Annotated in this window: 22 protein-coding genes and 1 tRNA gene; 12 read left to right on the top strand and 11 right to left on the bottom strand. The window is 49.2% G+C overall.

The features are described 5' to 3' along the window. Positions 1-7: 7 nt before the first annotated feature. The 3 genes from KO512_RS00655 to KO512_RS00645 form a co-directional block, all read right to left on the bottom strand. Positions 8-82 (bottom strand) — tRNA-Gln (locus KO512_RS00655). Positions 83-178: 96 nt separating this feature from the next. Continuing rightward, positions 179-772: a lipoprotein insertase outer membrane protein LolB gene (gene lolB, locus KO512_RS00650; RefSeq protein ID WP_215950410.1), complete on the bottom strand. Its 594-nt coding sequence runs from the start codon at positions 770-772 to the stop codon at positions 179-181. A 3-nt stretch (positions 773-775) separates the two neighbouring features. After that, on the bottom strand, positions 776-2,515 hold the full coding sequence (locus tag KO512_RS00645; RefSeq protein WP_215950409.1) for a tetratricopeptide repeat protein: 1,740 nt from the start codon (positions 2,513-2,515) through the stop codon (positions 776-778). 193 nt (positions 2,516-2,708) lie between these two features. Here KO512_RS00645 and hemA point away from each other — a divergent pair, with 193 nt between their 5' ends. The 6 genes from hemA to KO512_RS00615 all read left to right on the top strand — a co-directional run bounded on the left by hemA (position 2,709) and on the right by KO512_RS00615 (position 7,629). Next, positions 2,709-3,977 carry a glutamyl-tRNA reductase gene (hemA, locus tag KO512_RS00640; RefSeq protein WP_215950408.1) on the top strand — a complete coding sequence of 423 codons (1,269 nt, stop codon included), beginning with the start codon at positions 2,709-2,711 and terminating at the stop codon, positions 3,975-3,977. A gap of 6 nt (positions 3,978-3,983) precedes the next feature. Further along, entirely contained in the window at positions 3,984-5,072 is a 1,089-nt protein-coding gene (gene prfA / locus KO512_RS00635; RefSeq protein WP_215950407.1) for a peptide chain release factor 1, read from the top strand. Between the two features lie 11 nt (positions 5,073-5,083). After that, positions 5,084-5,938, top strand: coding sequence for a peptide chain release factor N(5)-glutamine methyltransferase (gene prmC, locus KO512_RS00630; RefSeq protein WP_215950406.1), 855 nt, complete (start codon positions 5,084-5,086; stop codon positions 5,936-5,938). Between the two features lies 1 nt (position 5,939). Next, on the top strand, positions 5,940-6,695 hold the full coding sequence (locus KO512_RS00625; RefSeq protein WP_215950405.1) for a HesA/MoeB/ThiF family protein: 756 nt from the start codon (positions 5,940-5,942) through the stop codon (positions 6,693-6,695). A 16-nt stretch (positions 6,696-6,711) separates the two neighbouring features. Next, positions 6,712-7,107 carry a CoA-binding protein gene (locus KO512_RS00620; RefSeq protein WP_215950404.1) on the top strand — a complete coding sequence of 132 codons (396 nt, stop codon included), beginning with the start codon at positions 6,712-6,714 and terminating at the stop codon, positions 7,105-7,107. A gap of 168 nt (positions 7,108-7,275) precedes the next feature. Further along, positions 7,276-7,629, top strand: a complete 354-nt coding sequence (locus KO512_RS00615) for a RidA family protein (protein ID WP_215950403.1) — start codon at positions 7,276-7,278, stop codon at positions 7,627-7,629. A 16-nt stretch (positions 7,630-7,645) separates the two neighbouring features. Here KO512_RS00615 and KO512_RS00610 read toward each other — a convergent pair whose 3' ends face one another. From KO512_RS00610 to KO512_RS00575, 8 genes are all read right to left on the bottom strand, one after another. Next, positions 7,646-8,272 (bottom strand): ankyrin repeat domain-containing protein, encoded by a 627-nt coding sequence (locus KO512_RS00610; RefSeq protein WP_215950402.1) that lies wholly within the window; start codon positions 8,270-8,272, stop codon positions 7,646-7,648. 153 nt (positions 8,273-8,425) lie between these two features. Beyond that, positions 8,426-9,382, bottom strand: coding sequence for an AEC family transporter (locus KO512_RS00605; RefSeq protein ID WP_215950401.1), 957 nt, complete (start codon positions 9,380-9,382; stop codon positions 8,426-8,428). 94 nt (positions 9,383-9,476) lie between these two features. After that, entirely contained in the window at positions 9,477-9,971 is a 495-nt protein-coding gene (locus KO512_RS00600; RefSeq protein WP_215950400.1) for a SixA phosphatase family protein, read from the bottom strand. A gap of 876 nt (positions 9,972-10,847) precedes the next feature. Beyond that, complete coding sequence (locus KO512_RS00595; RefSeq protein WP_215950399.1) at positions 10,848-11,549, bottom strand: ABC transporter ATP-binding protein; 702 nt, start codon at positions 11,547-11,549, stop codon at positions 10,848-10,850. A 1-nt stretch (position 11,550) separates the two neighbouring features. After that, positions 11,551-12,318, bottom strand: a complete 768-nt coding sequence (gene livG, locus KO512_RS00590; RefSeq protein WP_215950398.1) for a high-affinity branched-chain amino acid ABC transporter ATP-binding protein LivG — start codon at positions 12,316-12,318, stop codon at positions 11,551-11,553. Beyond that, positions 12,315-13,577 carry a high-affinity branched-chain amino acid ABC transporter permease LivM gene (locus KO512_RS00585; protein ID WP_215950397.1) on the bottom strand — a complete coding sequence of 421 codons (1,263 nt, stop codon included), beginning with the start codon at positions 13,575-13,577 and terminating at the stop codon, positions 12,315-12,317. Before KO512_RS00585 ends, livG begins: the two co-directional genes overlap by 4 nt. Then, complete coding sequence (livH, locus tag KO512_RS00580; RefSeq protein ID WP_215950396.1) at positions 13,574-14,500, bottom strand: high-affinity branched-chain amino acid ABC transporter permease LivH; 927 nt, start codon at positions 14,498-14,500, stop codon at positions 13,574-13,576. The genes KO512_RS00585 and livH overlap by 4 nt, the downstream gene beginning before the upstream one ends. 116 nt (positions 14,501-14,616) lie before the next feature. Continuing rightward, on the bottom strand, positions 14,617-15,735 hold the full coding sequence (locus tag KO512_RS00575; RefSeq protein WP_215950395.1) for a high-affinity branched-chain amino acid ABC transporter substrate-binding protein: 1,119 nt from the start codon (positions 15,733-15,735) through the stop codon (positions 14,617-14,619). Between the two features lie 394 nt (positions 15,736-16,129). On the opposite strand from KO512_RS00575, the gene KO512_RS00570 reads away from it, so the two are divergent. The 6 genes from KO512_RS00570 to KO512_RS00545 all read left to right on the top strand — a co-directional run bounded on the left by KO512_RS00570 (position 16,130) and on the right by KO512_RS00545 (position 24,822). After that, positions 16,130-17,239, top strand: coding sequence for a WD40/YVTN/BNR-like repeat-containing protein (locus KO512_RS00570; protein ID WP_215950394.1), 1,110 nt, complete (start codon positions 16,130-16,132; stop codon positions 17,237-17,239). After that, on the top strand, positions 17,232-19,625 hold the full coding sequence (locus KO512_RS00565) for an efflux RND transporter permease subunit (protein ID WP_215950393.1): 2,394 nt from the start codon (positions 17,232-17,234) through the stop codon (positions 19,623-19,625). Before KO512_RS00570 ends, KO512_RS00565 begins: the two co-directional genes overlap by 8 nt. Beyond that, positions 19,612-20,445 (top strand): universal stress protein, encoded by an 834-nt coding sequence (locus tag KO512_RS00560; RefSeq protein WP_215950392.1) that lies wholly within the window; start codon positions 19,612-19,614, stop codon positions 20,443-20,445. Before KO512_RS00565 ends, KO512_RS00560 begins: the two co-directional genes overlap by 14 nt. A 290-nt stretch (positions 20,446-20,735) precedes the next feature. Next, positions 20,736-22,535, top strand: a complete 1,800-nt coding sequence (locus tag KO512_RS00555) for an acyl-CoA dehydrogenase C-terminal domain-containing protein (protein ID WP_215950391.1) — start codon at positions 20,736-20,738, stop codon at positions 22,533-22,535. Positions 22,536-22,692: 157 nt separating this feature from the next. Next, entirely contained in the window at positions 22,693-23,010 is a 318-nt protein-coding gene (locus tag KO512_RS00550; RefSeq protein ID WP_215950390.1) for an SCP2 sterol-binding domain-containing protein, read from the top strand. A gap of 144 nt (positions 23,011-23,154) precedes the next feature. Beyond that, positions 23,155-24,822: an AMP-binding protein gene (locus KO512_RS00545; RefSeq protein WP_215950389.1), complete on the top strand. Its 1,668-nt coding sequence runs from the start codon at positions 23,155-23,157 to the stop codon at positions 24,820-24,822. Positions 24,823-24,835 lie beyond the last annotated feature (13 nt).

The following is a 24,835-nucleotide window of genomic DNA, read 5'->3' as shown; positions in this document are numbered from 1 at the left end:
TTAAATATGGCTGGGGTAGGAGGATTCGAACCTCCGCATGACGAGATCAAAACCCGTTGCCTTACCGCTTGGCGATACCCCAGTAATTCTGATTCACGGATCTGGCCCGTAAATGAGGCGCGTATTTTCCTAGATGCGTGAGTTAAAGTCAAATGAATGACGCCGAAAAGAACTGATTTTAGTGTGGTATTTGCCACTCTTTCGCGATAATGGTCAGTCGGAGATTATCGCGGCTGATGGTTAGCTTTTCAGGCAATGGGTAGTCAGTTTGATGATTGTATCGCAAGTACTTGATTTCCCAGCCGTTCTGGATGATTTCGTCGGCGAGCTGCTGAGATAAACTAAGTTCGAAGGGGTTGCTGGGGGCGGGAATGCCCAAAACCCAGTAGCGTAAATCTTGCACCGGAAACTGCCAGCCGAGGGTATCTTCCATTAATTGTTCGGCGGAAGGAGCCCAAAGAGGCTCCTCGCCAGCAATATCAATGCTGATACCTTGGTCATTACCTTCTATGCGGGCGCCACCTTGGCCGAGCGGGCCGGTGAGCTCTATTTGGTAGTGTTGTGGAGATTGTTCCCAATACAGGCTAGCGCTGTGATTTTCATCGGGGGCGCGAATGCCTATCTTGCCCTTAAGTTGCCAGGTATTGAGCGATTGCAGTTGCTGATAGTGCTCATTCCAAGGGCGTTCAGTGAGCGGTGTCGGTTGTGGTGTCAGGGTCGAACAGCCTGACAGCAGCAAAAACGCCATGATACAAAGAATTCGTAAGCGCATGGTTTAATCCTGAGGCGCGTTAATCGACTGCGCTGCTTCCTGTAAAAATTCATTACCGGGATGCTTGATCTGCTCTTTTTTTAACAGTGCGAGGGCGGTTTGTTGGTCACCGGCGGCATGATAGGCCTGAATTAGGTGAGCGCTGACTTCAGGGTCGGGAAAGCGTTGGTAAGCTTGTTGTAAGAAATCGACGGCCGCTTTGGGTTTGCCTTGCTTCAAAAGGATCCAGCCCATGCTGTCGAGAATCGAAGGGTCATTAGGGGATATGATTAATGCACTGTTGACCAGTTCATAGGCTTCATCAAAACGGTCTGTATACAGGGATAGTGTGTACCCCAGTGCATTGAGTGCCATGCTGTTATCCGGCTCTAGCTTTAATACTTGCCGCAGGTCTTTCTCTATCAGGTCGATATCCTGAGGCGGCAGAGTCATGGCGCGGCTGTAGAGTAGACTAGAGTTAGTGCTGTGTTGCTGCAGCGCTTCATCAAGAACGCTGAGGGCAAGATCCTTAAAGTCATGCAGGTTCAGCCATTCGGCTTCGATGATATAAAGAGGAACATCAAGTTCAGGCATGCTGTTGCGGGCATTCTGCAGAATTGTTTGCAGTTGGCTGCGATCGCTTGGGTGGTCGAGCAGTGCTGCGATACGCCGGTAGGATGGCAGAATGTTGTTGTTATCTTTGACTTTTATAAAGTGATCAATAGCGGCGTCGCGATTTCCATCGTGTTGATCAATCAGACCGAGATAGTAATGCGGTGTCGTATTGTCCGGATACTGCTGTAGCAGTGCCAGCATAATGTTGCGGCTTTGCACTACCTGATTATTTTCCAGTAACAGTAGGGCTGTATAAAAAGTTAGTTGAGGCTCCTCGGGGAAGGTTTCCACCAAGAGCAATGCTTGTTGTACGGCTTTTTTCGTCTGTTTCGATTGGAACAGCAGTTGCACATAAAGAGTAAAGACCTGCTGGTCCGGTTGATCCGCATTCATATGGGGTTCTAGCACGGCTATCGCTTGGCGAAAGGCGCCTTGGCCGCGCAGCAGTTCAGTTTTTTGGATGATGGCTTCAAGGTGATCTGGATCATCGTTGATAGCGGCATTAAAACGTTGCAGGGCCTTAACATTGTTGCCTTGTTGGGCATAAAGGATACCCAAGGTGGTCAGCAGTGTGGCATTAGTGCTCTGCTGGGCGCGCTCTTCCAGTAGGCTAATGTAGGCATCGGCTTCTTCGGGGCTGAACTGTTCCGCTTGAGCACTGATGATCACCAGTGTTTGTTTATCGGACTGACTCAGCGCGTTACGTAATAGAGGGAGTGCTGCAGCAAAATCACCTTGATGCAGTAGTAGACTGGCTGCTATTTGATAGGGTTCAGGGTTTTGCGGTTCGGCTATTTGCCACAGATTAGCGGCCTCAAGTAATTCATCTGGGCGTTGCAGGTATTGGGCAATATAGGTGGCGCGCTGGGCAATGACTGGGTCTTTGGTAAGCTTTGCCTGATGTAAATAATTTTCCAGCGACAGGTCAAACGCCTTACGCTGACCAGCAATCTCCGCCACTATAAGATCGTATAAGGTTTCACGGTTGAGTTCGCCTGGTCGATATTCCACGGTGGGCAGGGATTGCGTTTCGAGCTGGGCTTCGTTTTTGCTCAGATGGCTAGAGCAGCCCGTTAAGCTCAATAATAGGCCGAGAACGGCGACGGTAAACGGCGTGGCAGCTTTTACTACGGATGTGGGTATAGGCATAGATACTTTCATTTTGCTGTTATTTAGCTATCGCAAAGAGATTGATGGCTCCACTATAGATTAATCGTGGGGGTGTTGTCATATATGGGTGTAATTCGTAAAAAATTGATCTGATCCGTCAGGGGTTTTTAACCTTTGGGTCAATAAAGTGTATTATTACGCGCTATTTTCAACCTAGGTGTTATTTTCCTATATGGCTTTGCTCGCGTTAGGCATTAATCACAAGACAGCGTCGGTATCGATCCGTGAGAAGGTTGCCTTTGCACCGGAACAGATGGCTGATGCGTTGGCGCAGGCCTGTCAACTTGCCCATCTGAAAGAGGTGGCCATTCTATCTACCTGCAACCGGACGGAGCTCTATTGCTCGACAGAGCTCGAAGGCACTCGCGCGTTATTAGAGTGGCTGGGGAGTTATCATAGTCTCGACCCCGATGAATTACAGACCTGCAGCTATGCCCACTGGGATCAGAGCGCCGCACAACATATGATGCGGGTGGCCAGTGGTTTGGATTCGTTGGTGCTGGGTGAACCACAGATACTCGGGCAACTTAAATCCAGTTATGCGGTGTCCCAGAGTGCCGGTGTAGTGGGTGCGGAGCTAGATCGACTGTTTCAGCAAACCTTTGCCGTGGCGAAGAAAGTGCGCACCGACACCGCGATTGGTGAAAACCCAGTCTCGGTTGCTTATGCATCGGTTAGTCTAGCGCAACATATTTTTACCGATCTGAGTCAGAGCAAAGCCTTATTGATTGGCGCGGGTGAAACCATCGAACTGGTCGCTCGGCATCTATCGGAGGCCGGCGTAAAGCAGATGACCGTCGCCAACCGGACATTAGCGCGTGCCGAGGTACTAGCGGAAGAGTTTAATGCAAAGGCTATATTGCTGGGTGATATTCCTGAAGCGTTGGAAGATGCTGATATTGTGATCTCCTCAACGGCCAGTCAACTGCCGATTTTGGGTAAAGGGGCGGTTGAGTCTGCGTTGAAAAAACGTAAGCATCGTCCTGTGTTTATGGTGGATATCGCTGTGCCACGGGATATCGAACATGAAGTCGCCGATCTGGATGATGTTTATCTCTATACCGTTGATGACCTTAAAGAGGTGATCGAGGAGAATGTTCGTAGCCGCGAAAGTGCTGCCCGCGAAGCGGAAGCACTGGTTGAAGCGGGAGCGATGGAGTTTATCCGTCAATTGCGCTCGCTAGGCGCGGTCGAGACCGTGATGTCTTTGCGCCAGCACGCTGAAAAATTGCGCGATGCTGAACTGGAAAAAGCACTACGCCAACTGAATAATGGTAAGGATGCTGAAACGGTGTTGAACAATCTGGCCCGAGGTTTAACGAATAAATTAATGCACAGCCCGACAGTGCAGCTGCGTAAAGCTAGCGCTGAGGGGCGTGATGATTATCTTGAGATAGCCCAAGATCTGTATCAGCTATCTCCCAATTTGAAAGAAGACTGATTAGTGATGAAAGAATCGATAGCCCTTAAACTCGAAAGCTTGGCTGACCGTTATGAAGAACTAGCGGCGTTGCTGGGGGATGCCGGGGTAATCTCTAATCAGGATAAGTTTCGTGCTTATTCGATGGAATATTCAGAGCTCGAACCCGTCGTGAAATGCTTTCAGGCCTATCAGGCTGCCGATGCCGATCTAGAAGAAGCCCGTCTGATGTTGGATGATTCTGACCCAGATATGCGCGAAATGGCTAAGGAAGAGTTTTCGGCGGCGAAGGACAATATTGAAGCCCTGGAGCAGGAGTTACAGATACTACTGCTGCCAAAAGACCCTAATGATTCACATAACGTGTTTCTTGAAGTCCGTGCTGGCACCGGTGGTGATGAAGCGGCGATCTTCTCGGGTGATTTGTTACGTATGTATACCCGTTTTGCCGAAACCCAAGGTTGGAAACTTGAAATTATCAGTGCTAATGAGGGTGAGCACGGGGGTTATAAAGAGGTGATCACTCGGATTATCGGTAAGGATGTGTATTCCCGTCTGAAGTTTGAGTCCGGTGCGCATCGTGTACAGCGGGTGCCAGAAACCGAATCACAGGGACGTATCCATACCTCCGCCTGTACGGTAGCGGTGATGCCTGAGATGGATGAGGTCAGCGCTATTCAGATTAATAAGGCCGATCTACGGGTCGATACTTTCCGCTCATCTGGTGCCGGTGGTCAGCACGTTAACAAAACGGATTCAGCGATTCGATTGACCCATATTCCCACCGGCGTGGTGGTCGAGTGTCAGGAAGAGCGTTCGCAGCATAAGAACCGCGCCAAGGCGATGTCATTGCTGGCCTCTCGTCTGCAAGCGGCTGAACGGGAGCGTCATGCGGCAGCGCAGGCCAGTACGCGGAAATCATTAGTCGGTAGCGGTGATCGTTCCGAGCGGATTCGTACCTATAACTTCCCTCAAGGACGGATTACCGATCATCGTATCAACCTGACGCTCTATAAACTGCAAGAGGTTATGGAAGGCGCGCTGGGTGCGGTGGTTGATCCGCTGGTTAATGAATATCAGGCTGAGCTACTCGGGGCGTTGTCCGAAGAGGGCTAGCCTGACTTATTATGAATATACTCGAAGCTCAGGGCTGCGCAGCCCAGCTTTCTGCCTGTAGTGATAGCCCAACTGTCGATGTTGAGCTATTAATCTGTCATGTCCTCGAATGCAGTCGCACCTTTCTATTTACCCGCCGTGAGCATAGCTTGAGCGAAGCGCAACAGTTGCGGTTCGAGCAGCTGCTGCAACGACGCCTACAGGGTGAGCCTATTGCCTATCTGACCGGTATCCGTGGGTTTTGGAATCTTGACCTTGAGGTGAATGCCACGACGCTTATTCCCCGCCCCGATACCGAGTGCTTGGTGGAGAAAGCATTGGAACTAATTCCCCCTTCCGCGGCCAGAGTATTAGACTTAGGCACTGGCACTGGGGCGATAGCCTTAGCATTGGCCTCTGAATGTCCCGCATGGTCATTGGTAGCAGTTGATCGGGTGGCCGATGCAGTAGCCTTGGCTGAACGTAACCGTCAGCGTGCAGGTTTGGCCAATGTTCGCGTGTTGCAGGGGAGTTGGTTTGAGCCGGTTGATGGGGTATTCGATCTGATTGTGAGCAATCCTCCCTATATCGACCCTCAAGATCCGCATCTCGAGCAAGGTGATGTGCGTTTCGAGCCGCTCAGCGCCTTAGTTGCAGAAGAGCGTGGTTTGGCTGATATTCGTTATATCGCAACCGAAGCTCGGACGTTTCTTGCGGATGGCGGTACATTGCTGTTTGAACATGGTTATGATCAGGCCGAGGCCGTGCGGCAGTTATTGGCTGGCCTGCATTACAAGGGGATCGAGTCGGCGCAGGATTATGGTGGTAATGATCGTATAACGTGGGCCCGTTGGCATAACCCAGTGATAGAAAAAGAGATTAAATAGAATGCTGAATGATGATCAGCTATTGCGTTACAGTCGCCAGATTATGTTGCCTGAGGTTGATATTGCCGGTCAGGAAGCTTGGTTAAAATCGACGGTACTGATTATCGGTGTCGGTGGTTTGGGCAGTCCAGTGGCTATGTATTTGGCCGCTGCCGGCGTGGGTCGATTGGTGTTGGTGGACGATGATAAGGTTGAACTGACCAATCTGCAGCGGCAGATTATTCATCGCACTGAAACCATTGGTCAGCCTAAGGTGGCATCAGCAAAAGCCGCCTTAGCCGCACTGAATCCTGATATTCAAGTTGAGGCGATTGATGGTCGGCTAGAGGGCGAGGCGCTGGAACAGCAGGTGATAGCGGCGGATTTAGTGGTTGATTGTAGCGATAACTTTGCCACTCGCTTTGCTCTGAATGATGCCTGTGTAAAACATAAAACGCCGCTGGTGTCAGGGGCGGCGATACGACTAGAGGGGCAGGTGGCGGTGTTTGATTCGCGCCGCGACGATGCTCCCTGTTACCGTTGCCTTTATCGCGACGGTGATGAAGAAAGCCTAACCTGTGCCGATAGTGGCGTGCTGGCGCCGCTGGTCGGGATTATTGGTTCAGTGCAGGCGATGGAAGCTTTAAAAGTACTCGCGGATATCGGTGAGCCGCTGGTTGGTAAATTATTACTTTTAGACGGTCGTCATATGGATTGGCGAACACTGAAACTGCGACGGGACCCCGAGTGTCCTTGTTGCGCAGATAACAATAATTAAAGAGGTACCGGATTTAATGGACGCAATTCGTCAGATATTAGAGCAAAGTAAAACCATTGCGATGGTAGGGGCTAGCCCTAAGCCGCATCGTGCGAGTAATCAGGTGATGCATTTCCTGTTAGCTAAAGGTTATAACGTGATTCCAGTTAACCCGCTTAAAGCGGGTGAAAAGATTCATGGTCGTGAAGTCGTCGCCTCTCTCAAGGATATTAAAGAACCGATCGATATGGTGGATATTTTCCGTAACTCCGCTGAAGCGGGAGATGTGGTTGATGAGGCGATTGAAGTGCATGCTAAAGCCGTGTGGATGCAGCTGGGGGTGGTGAATGAGCCGGCGGCTGAAAAGGCTGAAGCGGCCGGTTTAAAGGTTGTTATGGATCGCTGTCCGGCGATTGAAATTCCCCGCCTCTGACGAGGCCTTTGTTGCCAGTGGCGATTAATCCACTGGCAGCAGCATTATTTTCTGCAAAATCGTCGACTACCCCGCTTTCTGTTGTCTCTGATCTCTATTTCAGGCAGATCTGTCTGGTGTCTACGGGTCGATCGAATACAATGGCTGATTTTATTAAGGGTGGAAACTATGTCTATTGAACGTCAGGAAACGGCTCAGCGCATGAGTCGTATTGTTATTCATAACGATACTGTTTATCTGTGTGGTCAGGTGGCTAAAGATGCCAATGACGGAATTACGGAACAGACAGCAACCATGTTGGATAAAGTGGATGCGCTGCTACAGCAAGCGGGCAGCGATCGTGAGCATATCTTGTCGGCAACCCTGTATATCCGCGATATGAAAGATTTTGCGGCGATGAATGCTGTTTGGGATAGCTGGGTACCTGAAGGTCATGCTCCCGCGCGCGCCTGTGTCGAAGCCCGTATGGCGCGGCCAGAACTACTGGTGGAAATCTCAGTCATTGCTGCGCTAAAAAAATAGATCGTCAGGTGCTCGTCTAACCGAGCATCATCTGTCTGATACGAAGGTCATCGGCTAGTCGTTTGGCATAGCCGATCATTTCGTCTGCGCACAATCCCTCAGCCATCTCCTCTGGCAACAGCGCTCCGCTGTTAATCAACATCTGTACTAATCCTTTATGTTCCAGTTGTAACGCTAACATGAGCGCTGTGTTGCCTTGCGCATCCGTTTGATTAAGATCGGCACCATACTCATTTAGGCGGCTTAGGTGAAGCATTAAACTAGAGATGGAGCAAAACCTAAAGCAAGCAAAGAGCGCATGCTGAGGGTCGCTATTGGGATATTCTAGTGGGGTGTTTGCTTGAAGCAGTACAGTCATCAAGGCCAAGCTCTGCTGCGGATGTTGTATGGCTTGATATAACAGAGGCTCTGTTCGGCTGGCAATGATTGGGCAGCCTGCTTGAAGTAGATGTTCTAATGCTTTCGCTTGACCGACGCTAATCGCCAGTTCTGGCAGGTTGTAGTGTTGGTTCTGATGGTTAAAGGTAGGTTCCGTCAACGGTGCCTGGTCTAGCTTCTGGAATTGCTTTTTCAGTTTAACCAGATCTCCGTCAATGACGGCTTGCTGCAGTTTATTTAGATGGCGTTGGGTAAAAAAATTCATCTACAAGGCACCTTGAGTTCGTCAGATAAATGGCTGCGATGGCTTCATCGCCTGCAGTGGTAAGCGGATCGCGTCATAGAGAATGGATATTGGATAATATCCAAAAGTGGCAGCAATCTCTTAAGCCTAACGATCCGTTTGGGCTTATCTTTATTATATTAAATTCAATAAACGTAACAGATAGATACCGCCGCTGAGGGTAAACAATGAGCCTAGCGTGGTGGTCAAAATGATATTGGCGGCGAGTTGCGCATTACCGTGCATCGCTTTCGCCATAATAAAGCTGGCGGCGGCGGTCGGGCAGCCAAATAATACGAATAGAACACCGAGCTCTTGGTTTTCAAAACCATACAGCCATGCACCGATAGTCAGTACGAAGGGGATGATGATCAGCTTAATCAGGGTGGCCCAGCTAGATAGGCCTGAGGTATCTTTTAGGCTTCTGAGGTTGAGTGAGCCGCCGACCGCCAACAATGCTAAGGGGAGCGTTAGATTGGCGAGGTAATGACCAATTTTATCGCCGACCTCCGGTAGCGCCCAACCAAAATATGAAAAGGGCAGTGCTAGCAGCACCGAGATGATGAGTGGGTTGCGGGCAATGGCTTTGAGCGGGGCGGTGAAACTAGGGCCATCTTTATCTTGCATGGGAAGTGATAACACCAGAACCGACACGACGTTATAGAGCGGAATAACGCAGGCGAGTAATAAGGATGCGAGTGCTAAGCCGGTGTTGCCAAACATATTAAAACTGATGGCCAAGCCTAGAATGCCGAAGTTGCTACGAAATGAGCCCTGAATGAACACCCCAAAGTCTTCTGGCTTTTTGATAAAAAACTTACTGATATGCCAGATGGCTAGCACACTGATCAGTGTGGTGATTATAAAATAGCCTAGTAGGCTCGGGTTAAACACGGCCTGAAAATCCATCGTGGAGATACTCATAAAGACGAGCATCGGCAGGGTGATGGTAAACACGAGTTTAGATGAGGTATCAACAAACCCATGATCAATTACTCCTAGTCGTATGAGCAGATAGCCCAGTGACACGATGAAAAAGATGGGTGTAACAATGTTGCTAGTAAAAATCAGTGTATCTAGATAGAGGTTCAAGGCTGTATGTCCGTTACGCTAACAAATAGCTAATTGGTGGGCGTTAGCCGCAGTTTACCATTTTCGGTCACAGTGTTGATATTCAGTTAAGAGATTATTGATGAAGTTTTGGATAATCGAGCCGTTCGAGAGTGCCACAGGATTCGGCTAGCTCTTCCCAGCGGGTAATACTCAGAGCGATCTGCATAACGCCACAGGTGGGCAGGTTAGCGATGTTTTCCTGGGTTAAATAGTAGCCAGCCAACTCTAACGTAGGGTTATGGCCAACAACCATGAGGTGGCGATAGTGGTCGGATTGTCCCTGCAGCAGGTTGATTAGAGTCTCTACGCGAGCATGATAGAGTTCAGGCACTTCAATGATCTTATCCGTCGGATAATCTTGCATCCGTGCCACCTGTTCGGCGGTAGTGATTGCTCGGCGAGCTCCGCTACTGAGGATCAGATCTGGTTGGATCTGCCATGCTTGTAAGCGGGCCGCCATTAACGGCAGATCACGTTTTCCCCGTTTGTTGAGTGGCCGGTCAAAGTCAGACAGTGTTGGGTCTTTCCAGCTAGATTTAGCGTGCCGTAGTAGTGTCAACATTCTCATTAGTTTGTCCCGTAGCTCCGCGGTGATTGTTTCAGTATTAACTACGGATGCTAGAAAAGCTATTGCTGAGCACTCGATATCATTAGCGACATGACTTATTTGTCATGTTGGTTATATTCAGAGCGATGGGGTTTTAGATCGAGAGTGAAAATTGTTGCCAAAGAGATCGCTGGGGGTTGTTCGTGAAGAGCTGAAACGGAGGCGTAATATATTGGCGCTGTTTACAGGTGCTGCACTATAGTCGATTTCATTAAGCCATAGCTAAGCGATGGCATACCTAATATACCTAATGTCAGTAAAGAATAGGCGTTAAGCGTTAAGTCTCAGGCGACTTGCTGACCTGGCGTGTAATTTATCAGTTCCCAGCGATGGGGGACGCTGATCAATCCGATTTGCGCGGAGCAGTCTTTACATCTATACAGCGTATTGTTGTGTATGTGTTTAACCTCAACCAACCCGCTGTGTAGGCTGATGCTTTGATGTTCCAGTAGTGACTTGCACTGTGGGCATAGACATGTCATGTGTGTTACCTCAAAACTGTTTTTGGATAGACCTAAGTTCGTTAGCTAATACAGTGATTATTCTGTAATAAGCCTGTAACTATCAGGCTGTAACAAAAAGGAGTCGCTTTTATCTATTTTTTGTCGCATTTATAAGACATACAGTAGCACGAAAAGAGCGTTTTGAATATCCTGATATAAATCATTGTTTTTAATATGATAAACGCAATATTGATGGTTTTTAGCATGATTTAACGAATGCATTGATTAAATTATAGACTATAAATAGAAAAACCAGCCGATTGGCTGGTTTTTTTGTAGTCGCTGTTTAGAGACAAAGAGGTTTATTCTCCGTTTTTTAGGCTACTTTTTGGGATTAGCCTCCTAGATAAGCCTGGCGAACGGACTCGTCGGTGAGCAGGTTCGCTCCGGTATCGGTTTTAACGATGCGTCCATTTTCCAATACATATCCTCGATCGGCGATCCGTAATGCCTGATTAGCATTTTGTTCAACCAAAAAGATGGTGACCCCTTCATCTCGCAAACGCTCGATAATATCGAAAATCTGCTGGATGATGATCGGCGCGAGTCCGAGGGAGGGCTCATCTAGGAGCAGCAGACGCGGTTTGCTCATCAGCGCTCGGCCAATCGCTAACATCTGCTGTTCACCACCGGACATGGTGCCTGCCCTTTGCTTATAGCGTTCTTCCAAACGGGGGAACAGGTCAAGCACGTACTTTGCCGTTTCGGCTGCCTGTTCGTTAGTGCGGAAGTAAGAGCCCATGAAGAGGTTTTCTTCAACCGTCATGGCACTGAAAACCCGCCGTCCTTCAGGCACAATGGCGAGGCCTTTGCGCATGATCTCAGGGGTATTAAAGGCGCTTAGTTCTTCGCCTTCAAAGATAACTCTACCGGCCGATGCTTTTGGGTCACCGCAAATAGTCATCATCAGGGTGGTTTTACCAGCACCATTCGCGCCAATCAGGGTGATAATCTCACCCTGATTGATCTCGACGCTGACGTCATGCAGTGCCTGAATCTGTCCGTAATGAGTGTTTACATTTTCGATCAGCAGCATCTTATTCCTCCCCAAGATAGGCTTTGATAACGTCGGCATTCCCTTTGATCTGCTCGGCATTACCGTCAGCGAGTGGGGTGCCCTGAGCGATTACGTAGATATGATCGGAGATGCCCATCACCAAGCTCATATCGTGCTCAATCAATAGGATAGAAATTTCATGCTCATCCCGTAGCTTGATGATCAACTCATCTAGCTCTTTCGTCTCATTCGGGTTTAGTCCGGCAGCGGGTTCATCCAGCATTAGTAATTCTGGCTGGGTGACCATACAGCGGGCGATCTCTAAACGGCGTTGCTGGCCGTAAGACAGATTGCCCGCCTCCCGATTAGCAAACTCCAGTAGGCCGACCTCTTCTAGCCAATGGGCAGCATGGTTCATCGCGTCTTTTTCTAGACGGCGATAGTTGGGCGTTTTCAACAGACCTGATAGTAGATTGGTATTCATATGCCGGTGCTGAGCCACCAGCATGTTTTCAATCACAGTCATCTTCTGAAACAAGCGGACATGTTGAAAGGTGCGTACCAAGCCTTTACGGGAGATCTGATAATCTTTCAGCCCCGCAATCTGTTCGTCCTTCAGCATAACGCTGCCTTCGGTCGGAATATAAAAGCCTGATAAACAGTTGAAGACGGTTGTTTTTCCCGCCCCATTTGGGCCGATAACAGAAACTATTTGGCGATTCTTAACCTTCAGGTTTACGCCGTTTACCGCTACCAGACCACCGAAGCGCATCGTCAGGCCGTTTACATCTAGCAGTAACTGACTCATTGTTGTTTTAACTCCAGATTCGGACGTTTCATAGGTACCAGGCCTTCAGGGCGCCAGCGCATCATCACGACCATTAATAGACCGAAAAGCAGCATTCGATATTCAGCGAACTCCCGCGCCATTTCGGGCAGAATCGTCATAATAATGGCGGCAAAGATGATTCCCACCTGTGAGCCCATACCGCCGAGGACCACAATCGCCAGAATAATCGCCGACTCAATAAAGACAAACGACTCAGGGCTGATAAAGCCCTGTCTTGCGGCAAAGAAACAACCCGCAAAGCCTGCGGTTGATGCGCCTAGAGTGAAGGCGGAAAGTTTAATGGCGGTACGGTTTAAGCCTAGCGAGCGACAAGCGATCTCGTCTTCCCGTAGCGCTTCCCATGCGCGACCGATAGGCATCCGCATCAGTCGGTTAATCAAGTAGATAACACAGATGACCAGTAAAACAGCGATCAGATAGAGAAAGATTACTTTGTATGAGCTGGAATAATCCATACCAAAGTATTCATGGAAAGTGACCGCGCCTTCCTCTTTTGCCCGACGATTAAATTCCAAGCCGAATAAGCCTGGTTTGGCGATACCTGAAATGCCGTTTGGCCCGCCGGTGAGGGAGGTCCAGTTGTTCAGTAAAATACGGATGATTTCACCAAAGCCGAGGGTAACAATCGCCAAGTAGTCGCCGCGTAAGCGGAGCACTGGGAAACCGAGTAGGAAACCAAAGCCCGCGGCCATTGCTGCAGAGATTGGCAGGCAGGCCCAGAATGACATACCAAAATACTGGGACAGCAACGCGTAGGTATATGCACCCACCGCATAGAAGGCGACAAAGCCTAAATCCAGCAAGCCGGCAAGACCGACAACGATGTTGAGGCCTAACCCGAGCATGATATAGATCAGCGTCAGTGTCGCCAGATCAACGGTACCCCGTGAAACCATAAAGGGCCAGATCAGCATGACGACAATCACCGCAGAGATCAGCCAAGGTTTAAGGGCGGCCATTTTCTCGCCTTGCGGCAGCACTTTCTGGAAATTAGGTTTAGGAATCGCACCGAATAGGGCGTCCACCTGAGCGCTGAATAACTGTGACAGGAAGACCACCGCGATGCCGCCAAAAATCCACATCCATTGTTCTGTGGTAGCGCCTTTAACGGCCAGAGTGGAACCATCGGTATCCAGCTTTACGCCGATCATCAAGCAGGCCAGAATCAGAGAGATCCCAGCTGCGAAAATGGCGTTATAAAGTTTACTCGAGGTCATACTTTTTCTACCTCCGGCTTGCCTAGAAGGCCACTAGGGCGGAACAGCAGGATGGTCACCAGTAGCCCGAATGAAACCACATCTTTATATTCCGATGGGAAAAATGCTGCGGTCATCGCTTCGGTAACGCCGAGAATCAAACCACCGAGCATCGCTCCGGGAATCGAGCCAATTCCACCGAGAACCGCGGCAGTGAAGGCCTTCAATCCGGCAATAAAACCGACAAAGGGGTTAACCACACCGTAATACAAACCCAGCAGTAAGCCGGCAATGGCCGCCAGTGCTGCACCCACGATAAACGTGAGGGCGATGATCTTATTGGTATCAATCCCCAGTAGGTTCGTCATGCCCAGATCTTCCGAACAGGCGCGGCAAGCGCGGCCCATACGTGAACGGGAGATAAACAGGGTGAGTAGCGTCATACTGATGAACGTGACGGCAAAGATCAGCACCTGCATATAGGAGAGCGATACTTCAAACAGACTCGGGTCGCCAAAGTTCCAGCCGCCGGTAATTTGCGGTGGCAGGGCAACATCACGTGAACCTTGAGACAGAACCACAAAATTCTGCAGGAAAATAGACATACCGATCGCGGAGATCAGCGGAATCAGTCGGTTCGTGCCTCGCAGTGGGCGGTACGCTACCCGTTCCACCGTCCAGCCATAGGTGCTAGAGATGAAAATGGCGACGACCAAGGCAATGATCAGGATGATAGGAAGACTTGCTATTCCCATGCCCATCAAGCCTGCGATAACAATAAATGTCACGTAGGAGCCGATCATATAGATCTCGCCGTGGGCGAAGTTGATCATGCCGATAATGCCGTAAACCATTGTGTAGCCAATGGCAATCAGCGCATAGGTAGAACCGATGGTTAGCCCGTTAATGAGCTGTTGCAACAGATAAAGCGAAAATTCTGACATTTGCAGGGACCAGATAAAACGAATCCCCAATACCGGATCGCGGCACCAGGGAGTCGGGGTTGTCGAACTTCAGCAAATACTGCTGAAGCTTGCTAAACCATTGTTATTAAGACGAATTACTCAGCAGGCGTCTTAGAACCATCCTGATGCAGACGGTAGACTAAGAAGGTAGACTCAGTCAGATCGCCTTTCTCGTCGTATTTAACTTTACCAATGGCAGTATCGAAGTCGTGTTCACGAATGTAGTCAGACAGTACTTCAGCATCGGTTGATTTGGTCGCGGTCATCGCATCGGTCATCACTTCAACGGCAGCGTAGGCAGTGAAGACGAACGGGCCAGTTGGATCTTCACCCTTCGCTTTGATCGCCGCTACGCGGGTTTCGTTGATTGGGTTTTGATCGAAGCTTTTTGGCGCAGTAGCCAGAACACCTTCAGATGCTTTACCAGCAATTTTTGCTAGGTCGGAGTTTACGACGCCTTCAGGCCCCATAAACTGAGCGTTAAAGCCTTTTTCTGCTGATTGACGCAGAATTAGACCCAGTTCTGGGTGATAACCACCGTAATAAACGAAATCAACGTTCTCTTTTTTCAATTTGGCAATCAGAGCCGAGAAGTCTTTATCGCCAGGTGTTACACCTTCAAACATGGCTGCTTTAACGCCTTTCTCGGCGAGCAGGTCACGTACAGAGGTGGCTAGACCTTCACCGTATTGCTGCTTGTCATGGATGACGGCGATACGCTTAGGTTTTGCATTGTTGAGAATGTACTCAGCAGCCATAGAGCCTTGCAGGCTATCTAGACCGATCGTACGGAAGATTGTTTTGTAGCCTTTCTCTGTGATCGATGGCGAAGTAGACGCCGCCGTGATCATCAGAATACCCTCTTCATCATAGATGTCGGTAGCAGGCTCTGTTGATGAAGAGCACAGGTGGCCGACAACCTGAGTGATACCGTCATTAACGATCTTGTTGGCGACGGCTACTGCTTGTTTAGGGTCACAGGCATCATCATAGACAACACCCTCAAGCATCATGCCATTGATGCCGCCGGCTTTATTGATATCATCAATCGCGGCCATTACACCAATCTTTTGCATATCTCCATATTGTGCAACAGGTCCGGTGGACGGTCCTGCAAGACCAATTTTAAGGGTCTCAGCTTGCGCTGCAGCGGTTAAGCCCATAATACAAACGGCGGTACTCAGGCTCAGTAATGTTTTGCGAAATTGATTCATCAAACTAATCTCCATTTATTGTTCTTGCAGAGGACGTCTTGCGGGAGGAATAATATCTGAGGATAGTCGATTCGCGTTATTAACGTAGTCGAACATAGCTGCAGATTCTTATACCCGTGTGAAAGTCCTCTGACACAGCTTCTAACTCTACCTCCGGCTATCTATTAAATGCAATCTAAGTAGCGATGTTTTATCAGATAATATTGTTCTGAAGCCCATTTTTTTTAGCGGCTGGCAAAAAGTGTTAATAATATTGCCAGTATTTGTTATTGAGCATTTGACCGTTTTTGTTAATGATTCTTGCACCTTACTGGGTATTACTCGGGTGGCGGTGGATGATACCGGCCTGAGAGAGAAAGTAAGTTCCTGCATAAAGATAATAATTGGGAAGAATATGGATCCAATCAGATCACTCATTCACTGTTTCGCATTGGCGACTGTTTTGCTGAGCAGCAGTGTTGCCGCACAGCCAGACGTTGATCGTCTCAACACCTCTGCGTTGCTTTCTTATCGTGCTGGTCAGACATTGATGCTGGATATCGCTAAGCATGGTGACCAACTACTTGCTGTGGGCGATCAGGGGGTTGTGATGCGCTCGTCCGATCAGGGACAGCACTGGCAGCAGGAGCAAACGCCTTTTAGTGTCATGCTCACGTCTGTTTTTTTTACCGATGCTAATAATGCTTGGCTGACCGGCCATGATGGGCTGTTGGCGTCGAGTCATGATGGTGGTGTGACTTGGAAACGGTTACTCGACGGCAATCAGATCAATCAGTTACGTCTGCAGCGGTTACAGGCGGTGGTGGTTGAGTTGCAGTCTCAAGTGGATGCTGAGCCGGAAAATGAGTCATTGATGACCCAATTAGATGACGCTGTCTGGTACGCCGAGGATGCAGCCGCCGCGTTAGCAGAAGGGCCGAGTATCCCGTTGCTCGATGTTTGGTTTGCCAATGATCAGCAAGGATTCGCACTGGGTGCGTATGGGTTGTTGTTGAAAACCGATGATGGCGGTGAAAGCTGGGCTTACTGGGGAGATCGTCTGGATAATCCTGATAACTTCCATCTGAATGCGATGATGGCTGATCATCGCGGCGATTTGTATATCGCGGGTGAAGCGGGGCTGCTGTTTCGCTCAACGGATAAGGGCATGTCTTGGACTCGTATGGATACGCCTTACGAGGGATCATTTTTTAGTATTACCGAATTTAAACAGCAATTGTTTTTGATGGGCTTACGGGGGCATCTGTATCGCTCAGATGATGGTGATGATTGGCAAGCGGTTAAGACGGGCTATAGCGCGACGCTGCTGAGTGCTGTCGCTGGGGCAGATAAGTTGGTGCTGCTAGGGCAGGGTGGCCTGATTCTTGAGAGTTCGGAAGGTCTGCATTTCACGGCATTGGATAGTGGCGGTCGGCGCTCTTTGAGCGCGGGGGTGGCGGTCGAGGGAGGCTATCGATTGGTGGGTGAAGGTGGATTGCTGAGCTTGGAGGTCGGAGATGAATAAGTTATCGCGGATATTATTGGCACCGATCAAAGGTTCTGAAGAGTTTGCCGAACGGTTTTTGTTTCACCGGCGACTACCGGTGTTGTTGGTGTTTGCTGCATTGACGTTATTTCTCGGCTGGCAGGCGGTGCAGATTCGTCCCGATGCCAGCTTTGTGAAGATGATTCCGACTTCGCATCCCTATGTTGAGAACTATCTCAAAAACCGTGATGACCTAGCAGGGCTAGGGAATAGTGTACGGGTTGCGGTGGCGGTTAATGAGGGAGATATCTTTACCGCTGAGTTTCAGCAAACGCTGCAGAAAATTACCGATGAGTTGTTCTTTATTCCGGGTGTTGACCGTTCGGCACTGACCTCCATCTGGACGCCGAATGTGCGTTGGACCGAGGTGACCGAAGAGGGCTTTGTCGGTGGCCCAGTGATCCCGGCAGATTACGATGGCTCTGCGGCTAGTCTTGAGCAGGTTAAGTTAAATGTTTTACGCTCCGGTCAGGTGGGGCGGTTGGTCGCAAATGATTTTCGCTCGGCGATTGTGCAGGTGCCACTGTTTGATAAACATCCCGATACCGGCGAAAAGCTCGATTATCAGGCGTTATCGCAGCAGTTAGAGATCTTGATTCGCGATAAATACCAATCCGATAAGGTGAGCGTCCATATTACGGGCTTTGCCAAAATTGTGGGTGATCTGATCGATGGCGCTGCGCAGGTGGCGGTGTTCTTTGGTATCGCACTATTGATCACGTTAGTGCTGCTATATCTTTATTCCCGCAGTATTACCGGTACCTTGGTGCCACTGGCCTGTTCAGTGATTGCGGTGATCTGGCAATTAGGATTGTTAAAGCTATTAGGCTTCGGTCTAGACCCATATTCCATGTTGGTGCCGTTTTTGGTGTTTGCCATCGCGGTCAGCCATGGGGTGCAGATCGTCAATACCATTGCCTTAGAAAGTGCTCGGGGGGCGGATAGTTGGTTGGCTGCTAGGCGAGCATTTCGAGCGCTGTATATTCCGGGTTTGACTGCGCTACTGTCAGACGGCATCGGTTTCGTCACCCTGATGGTGATCGATATTCGCGTGATTCAGGATTTAGCTATCGCCGCCTCATTGGGTATTGCGGTTATTATTTTGACGAACCTATTCCTGTTGCCGGTGATCATGTCGCTGCTTGGAATTGGGGAGCGGGCAACGCAACGTGCATTGAATGCCGAGCAGAAACAGAACAGCGCCTGGGATCGCCTCACATGGTTTGCGACCCCAGTGGGCGCTTGGTCTGCTGTGATCGTGGCGGGTGTGTTATTGGCCGGTGGTCTCTATCAAGGGCAAAAACTGCAAATCGGCGATCTTGATAGCGGTGCTCCAGAGTTACGCGCCGATTCCCGCTATAATGTCGATAATCGCTTTATAACCCAGCACTATTCCACCTCCAGTGACACCTTTGTGGTGATGGTCGGCACTCAGAAAGACCACTGCTCTAGTTTTAATACGCTGTCATTGGTGGATCGCTTTCAGTACTACCTGACCAATATCGAGGGAGTACAGTCGAGTGTCTCGCTGGTGGATGTTTCCAAGCGGGTGACGTCAGGGTTGAACGAGGGCAACCTAAAATGGCGCACCGTGAGCCGTAATCAGTTGGTGATCAATGCATCACTGTCCTATGTCCCCGCGGGGTTGATGAACCCTTCTTGCTCTCTGTTGCCGGTGATCATCTTTTTGGATGACCACAAGGCGGAAACCTTGCAGCGGCTGACGGGGAAGATCGAACAGTTTGCCGCAAAATATGATTCTGAGCAGATACGTTTTGAGATGGCGGCGGGTAATTCCGGCTTTGAAGCGGCCACTAACGAAGTGATCGGTACCGCGCAGTATCAGATGTTGGCTTGGGTTTACGCGGTGGTGGGTTTGCTCTGTTTGCTAACTTTCCGTTCGTTTAAAACCTTGATCTGTATTATTGCGCCGTTAGCACTAACCTCAATACTGTGTCAGGCACTGATGGCTAGCCTGGGTATTGGCGTGAAGGTGGCAACACTGCCGGTGATTGCGCTGGGTGTTGGCATTGGCGTCGATTATGGTATCTATATCTATTCTAAGCTGAATACCTACCTCGTGCAGGGCATGGCGCTACCGGAAGCGTATCTCAATACGTTGAAAACCACCGGCAAGTCAGTAGCCTTTACCGGATTAACCTTAGGCATCGGCGTGGTGCTTTGGGTCTTCTCTCCCATCAAATTTCAGGCAGATATGGGCATCTTACTGACCTTTATGTTCCTCTGGAACATGCTCGGTGCGCTGGTATTGATTCCGGCACTGGCGTGTCTGTTAAAGTGTGGTGCAACAGGTGTTGGCTCAATAAGTACGGCCCAAGCGGAGGTTGAAGATGTTGTTAAATAAGCGATTGTTACTGGTGCTTGATCAACAGGATGAAGCCTGTCTGGCGCTACAACGTTGTCATTTAATTGCGAGTCGTCTGCAAAGCCCTGTCAGTATTGTTTGGCTTGGCGATGACCAAGTTAAAGCGGAACAGGCGATGGCGCAGCTGGAGACTGAGGGTGTCGCGGTTAGCTTGCACTACAGTACGCGGAATAAACTGTTAAAACAGTTGGCGGCGTTATTGTCGCAGCAGTCATTTGGATTGTTGATAAAAAGCTGTGATCCGCGCCAATCCGGTTTTATGACCTCGATGGATGGTCATATCCTTCGTGACCTTCCCTGTCCGGTATTGTTGGTGAAACGTGGTCAGCTTTGGCAAGATGGTGTGGTGATGGCGGCGGTGAATGCCTTGACCCATGATCCGCATCAGTTGCAGCTGAATGATGATGTTTTAAATGTTGCTGCTCAGATTGCCTTGGTTACCGAGTCGGCACTGACCGTCGCGGTGGCTTGTCCATCGGCGATGATGGGCGCTGATCCGGTACTGCAGTCGGAAAACCTGATACAAGCCAAGGCCCAGCAGTCGTTGGAGGGGCAGCTAAGTCGGTTGGCATTAACCGCAAAGGATTCAGCTGTTGGTGAAGGGCCCGTTGAGTATTGGATTCCTGAAGCGGCTAAACAGCTTAAGGCTCGTTTGGTGGTTATTGGTACTCGGGCTCGCGGAGGCTTGAAAGGGGCGTTAATTGGTAACACCGCCGAGCGAATATTATCGCGGTTGGATTGCGATATTCTTGTACTGAGGGTTGGGCTTTCCGATGAAGTCGTACCGTTAATAAAGTAGTGGCCGATTGTTTCGCTACAAACTGTTTCTCTAAAAGCCCGATTTTCGGGCTTTTTTGTTAATAAAATTTACCTATGCACCGTTTTTTATTGTGTTGATTTATATAGGTTATTCTGCCGTTATATGTGCCGTGATTTTTTGTGTTAGTGATAATGAAAGGTTTTGTTATTGGTAAATGCGGGCGCTTCATAGATCCTAGATCCATACAATAAATAACCAAAGATCTCTGTACTGAAAAGCATCTGTATCTCGGGTGCAGGCAGCGTTACAGGATCGATCGAGGTGTCATCATGCCGGAATATAAAGCGCCCCTAAGAGACATTCAGTTCGTACTGGACGAAATGTTGCAAAGTGAACAGCATTATCAGAGCCTGCCTGGCTGTGAAGAAGCAACCCCCGATATGATTAACGCGATCTTGGATGAAGGCGCTAAGTTTGCCGAACGTGTTTTGGCGCCGCTGAACCAGGTGGGTGATCAAGAGGGTTGTCAGTTGAATGATGGCGTAGTCACAACGCCAACCGGTTTTAAAGAAGCGTATCAGCAGTTTGTTGAAGGCGGTTGGCCTTCGTTACCCCATGATCCACAATGGGGTGGGCAGGGGTTACCGGAATCGATCGGCATTATCTTGAATGAACTCGTCGGATCGGCTAACTGGTCATGGAGTATGTATCCAGGCTTGAGTCATGGCGCGATGAACACCATCGAAGCGCATGGTACCGATCCGCAGAAACAAACCTACCTGACCAAGCTGATTAGTGGTGAGTGGACTGGCACTATGTGTCTGACGGAGTCCCACTGCGGTACCGATCTGGGTATGTTGAGAACCAAGGCTGAACCACAGGCGGATGGCAGCTATAAGATCAGCGGAACCAAGATCTTTATCTCAGCTGGTGAGCATGATATGGCGGATAACATTGTTCATATCGTGTTGGCGCGTCTACCGGATGCTCCGCAGGGCACTAAAGGCATCTCTCTGTTTATCGTGCCTAAGTTTTTACCCGATACGGCCGGTGATGTTGGCGAGCGTAATAGCCTGAGTTGTGGTGCGTTAGAGCATAAAATGGGGATTCACGGTAACGCAACCTGTGTGATGAACTTTGATGGTGCGACCGGTTATCTGATCGGTGCCGAAAATAAAGGTTTGAACTGCATGTTCACCTTTATGAACACTGCGCGTATTGGTACGGCACTACAGGGATTGGCCCATACCGAGTGGGGTTATCAGAACTCCCTTGACTATGCTCGTGATCGTCTACAAATGCGCTCACTGAGTGGCCCAGCATATCCAGATAAAGCGGCCGACCCAATCATTGTTCATCCAGATGTTCGACGCATGTTGCTGACGCAAAAAGCCTTTGCGGAGGGTGGTCGTGCATTGATCTACTACTGTGCTCAGTTAGTCGATAAAGCTCACCTCACGGCTGATAGTGATGCGCGTCAAGAAGCTGAAACACAGCTGGCATTCCTGACACCTATCGCGAAAGCCTTTTTGACTGAAACAGGTTTTGAATCCGCTAACCTTGGTATGCAGATCTTTGGTGGTCACGGTTATATCAGCGAATGGGGAATGGAACAGAACGTGCGTGATAGCCGTATTTCCATGCTTTATGAAGGCACTACCGGCATTCAGGCGCTCGACCTTCTAGGTCGTAAGGTGCTGATGACTCAGGGAGAATCACTACGCTCCTTTACTAAGGTGGTGCATAAGTTCTGTGCATCTCAGGCTGATAACAAAGCCGTGACGGAATTTATTAGTCCGCTGGCTCGCTTGAATCGCGAATGGGGAGATTTGACCATGCGCATTGGCATGAAAGCGATGCAAAACCGCGAAGAAGTTGGCGCGGCATCGGTCGACTATCTGATGTACTCCGGCTATATCACCATGGCCTATTTGTGGGCGCGTATGGCGGTTACGGCACAGGAAAAGTTGGATGCCGGCGCGGGTGATCAGCGTTTCTATCAAGCTAAATTAAAAACAGCGCGTTTCTATTTCGAGCGTATCTTGCCACGGACTAAAACATTGGAAGCGACCATCGATTCTGGCGCGGACAATCTGCTGTCGATGGATATCGCTGAATTTTCTAATTGATCCTCTATAGCTGATCATGATGAAACGACTTCAATCTAAAGCAGTTAAAAGTAAGGCGGGCCGCGCAGTCATCTCGGGCTTGCTAACATTAAATTACCGTTTGCGACGGATAACGAAAAAATCATCGCAGACAAAAGAGCGTCAGGAGATAGCAGCAATGAGCGATATCAAAGGTTTATTTGAGCAGATGGTTGGGCGATTTGATAGTGCCGCAGCAACGGGCCTAGAGGCGGTATTTCAATACCGTCTGGATGAGGGGGATGCGTATTATGCAGCGATATCGAACGGTGAATGCACCCTCGGCGAAGGCGAGCATGATGAGCCAAGTGTAACTCTGTTGATGGATACCGAAACCTTTAAAGAGGTGCTCGATGGTGAAACCAACGGTATGCAAGCGTTCATGGCTGGCCGTATTCGGGCGGAAGGCGACATTATGCTAGCGACCCGATTGGAAACACTGTTTCCGGTCAGCTAAAACCACGATCAGCTGCATTAGATCACTATTGTGGCTGATTGTATTCGACTTTTTTATCTGAGTATTTATGCTGAAATAAACAGGTTGAGCAGTAAACCCTAGACCAAAAAAGATAAAAAAAATAACAACGGATGGGATCTGAACATGGATCATAAAACACGCGGCGACTGGATTCCTGAAAGTTTGAATCCACGGGGCTATCAAACACTGACCGACGTTATGACGCGAATGGTCAGTGACTATGCCGACAAGCCCGCCTTCACCAGTTTCGGTTATGCGATGAGTTATGCCGAGCTGGGACGGTTGTCAGATGCGTTTGCGGTATATCTGCAACAGGAAACCGATTTGCAGCCGGGTGACCGGATTGCCATTCAACTACCTAATCTCAATCAATATCCGGTTATTTTATTTGGCGCGTTGAAAGCGGGTTTGGTGATTGTTAATACCAATCCGCTGTATACCCCGCGAGAACTGGAAAATCAGTTTAAAGACTCCGGTGCAAGGGCATTAGTTGTTTTTAAAGGCGTGGCCCATAACGTCGATAAAATCATTGCTAATACCAGTTTAAAATATGTATTTACTACTCAGATCGCTGATCTGCACTCGCCGTTAAAACGGTTGTTGATCAACTCTGTAGTTAAGTACGTGAAAAAGATGGAGCCCGCCTACCATCTACCGCAAGCGATTGAATTACGTCACGCCTTAAAGCAAAAAGCGGGTATGCAACCGCAAGTGGTGACTAAACAGTCCAGTGATATTGCTGTTTTACAATATACCGGTGGCACGACGGGTATCTCGAAAGGGGCGATGCTAACCCATGCCAACCTAATCTCTAATTTCTTGCAAGGGGTCAAGTTGATCTCTGATGCCGATAAGCATTGGGCAGAAACGGTGGTTTCACCTTTGCCGCTCTATCATATCTATGCCTTTACTCTGTCGATGGCGGTGTTGGAGCTTGGCGGCAATAATCTACTGATTGCTAACCCTCGGGATATCAACGGATTTGTCAAAGAACTGCAAAAGAATGCTTTTTCAGCGTTTATCGGCCTGAATACTCTGTTTGTGGCCATTTGTAATCACAAAGATAGCGATAAAATCGATTTCAGCCATTTAAAGGTAACCCTGTCCGGTGGTATGGCGCTGACATTATCGGCCGCCAACGCTTGGCAAAAAATGACCGGTTGCGAAGTGCTCGAAGCCTATGGTTTGACCGAAACCTCGCCAGCGGTGGCAATGAACCCTCCGGCCAATATCCGAGTGGGGACTATTGGGCCTCCAGTGGCTGAGACCGATGTGAAAATCGTCGGGCTTGATGGCCAAACGGTAGGGGTGGGTGAAGTGGGAGAACTTTGCGTTAAAGGGCCCCAGGTGATGCTAGGCTATTGGCAGAAAGAGCAAGCAACCCGCAGCTGTTTTACCGATGATGGTTATTTTATTACCGGCGATGTCGCAACCATAGAAGCCGATGGCTATCTGCGTATTGTCGATCGGGCAAAAGATATGATCAATGTGTCTGGTTTCAATGTTTATCCCAATGAAATTGAAGATATTGTTACTTTGCACCCCGGCGTCATTGAGTGTGCTGCGATCGGTATGCCCGATGAGCACAGTGGTGAAATAGTGAAGCTCTTTGTGGTAGCTAAAGATGAACTGACCAGTGAAGATATTCGTAACTGGTGTAAAGAGCGTCTGACCCCTTATAAAGTCCCTAAAATCGTCGAATTTACGGATGACCTACCTAAATCCAATGTGGGTAAAGTGCTGCGACGCTGTCTGCGTAAAGATAATAAACCTGGTAGTCATGCTGCCTAACGCTGGAGACTGT

The sequence above is a fragment of the Amphritea atlantica genome, assembly GCF_018860855.1.
Lineage (GTDB): Bacteria > Pseudomonadota > Gammaproteobacteria > Pseudomonadales > Balneatricaceae > Amphritea > Amphritea atlantica_A.
This window is presented reverse-complemented; position numbering and strand designations above follow the sequence as displayed.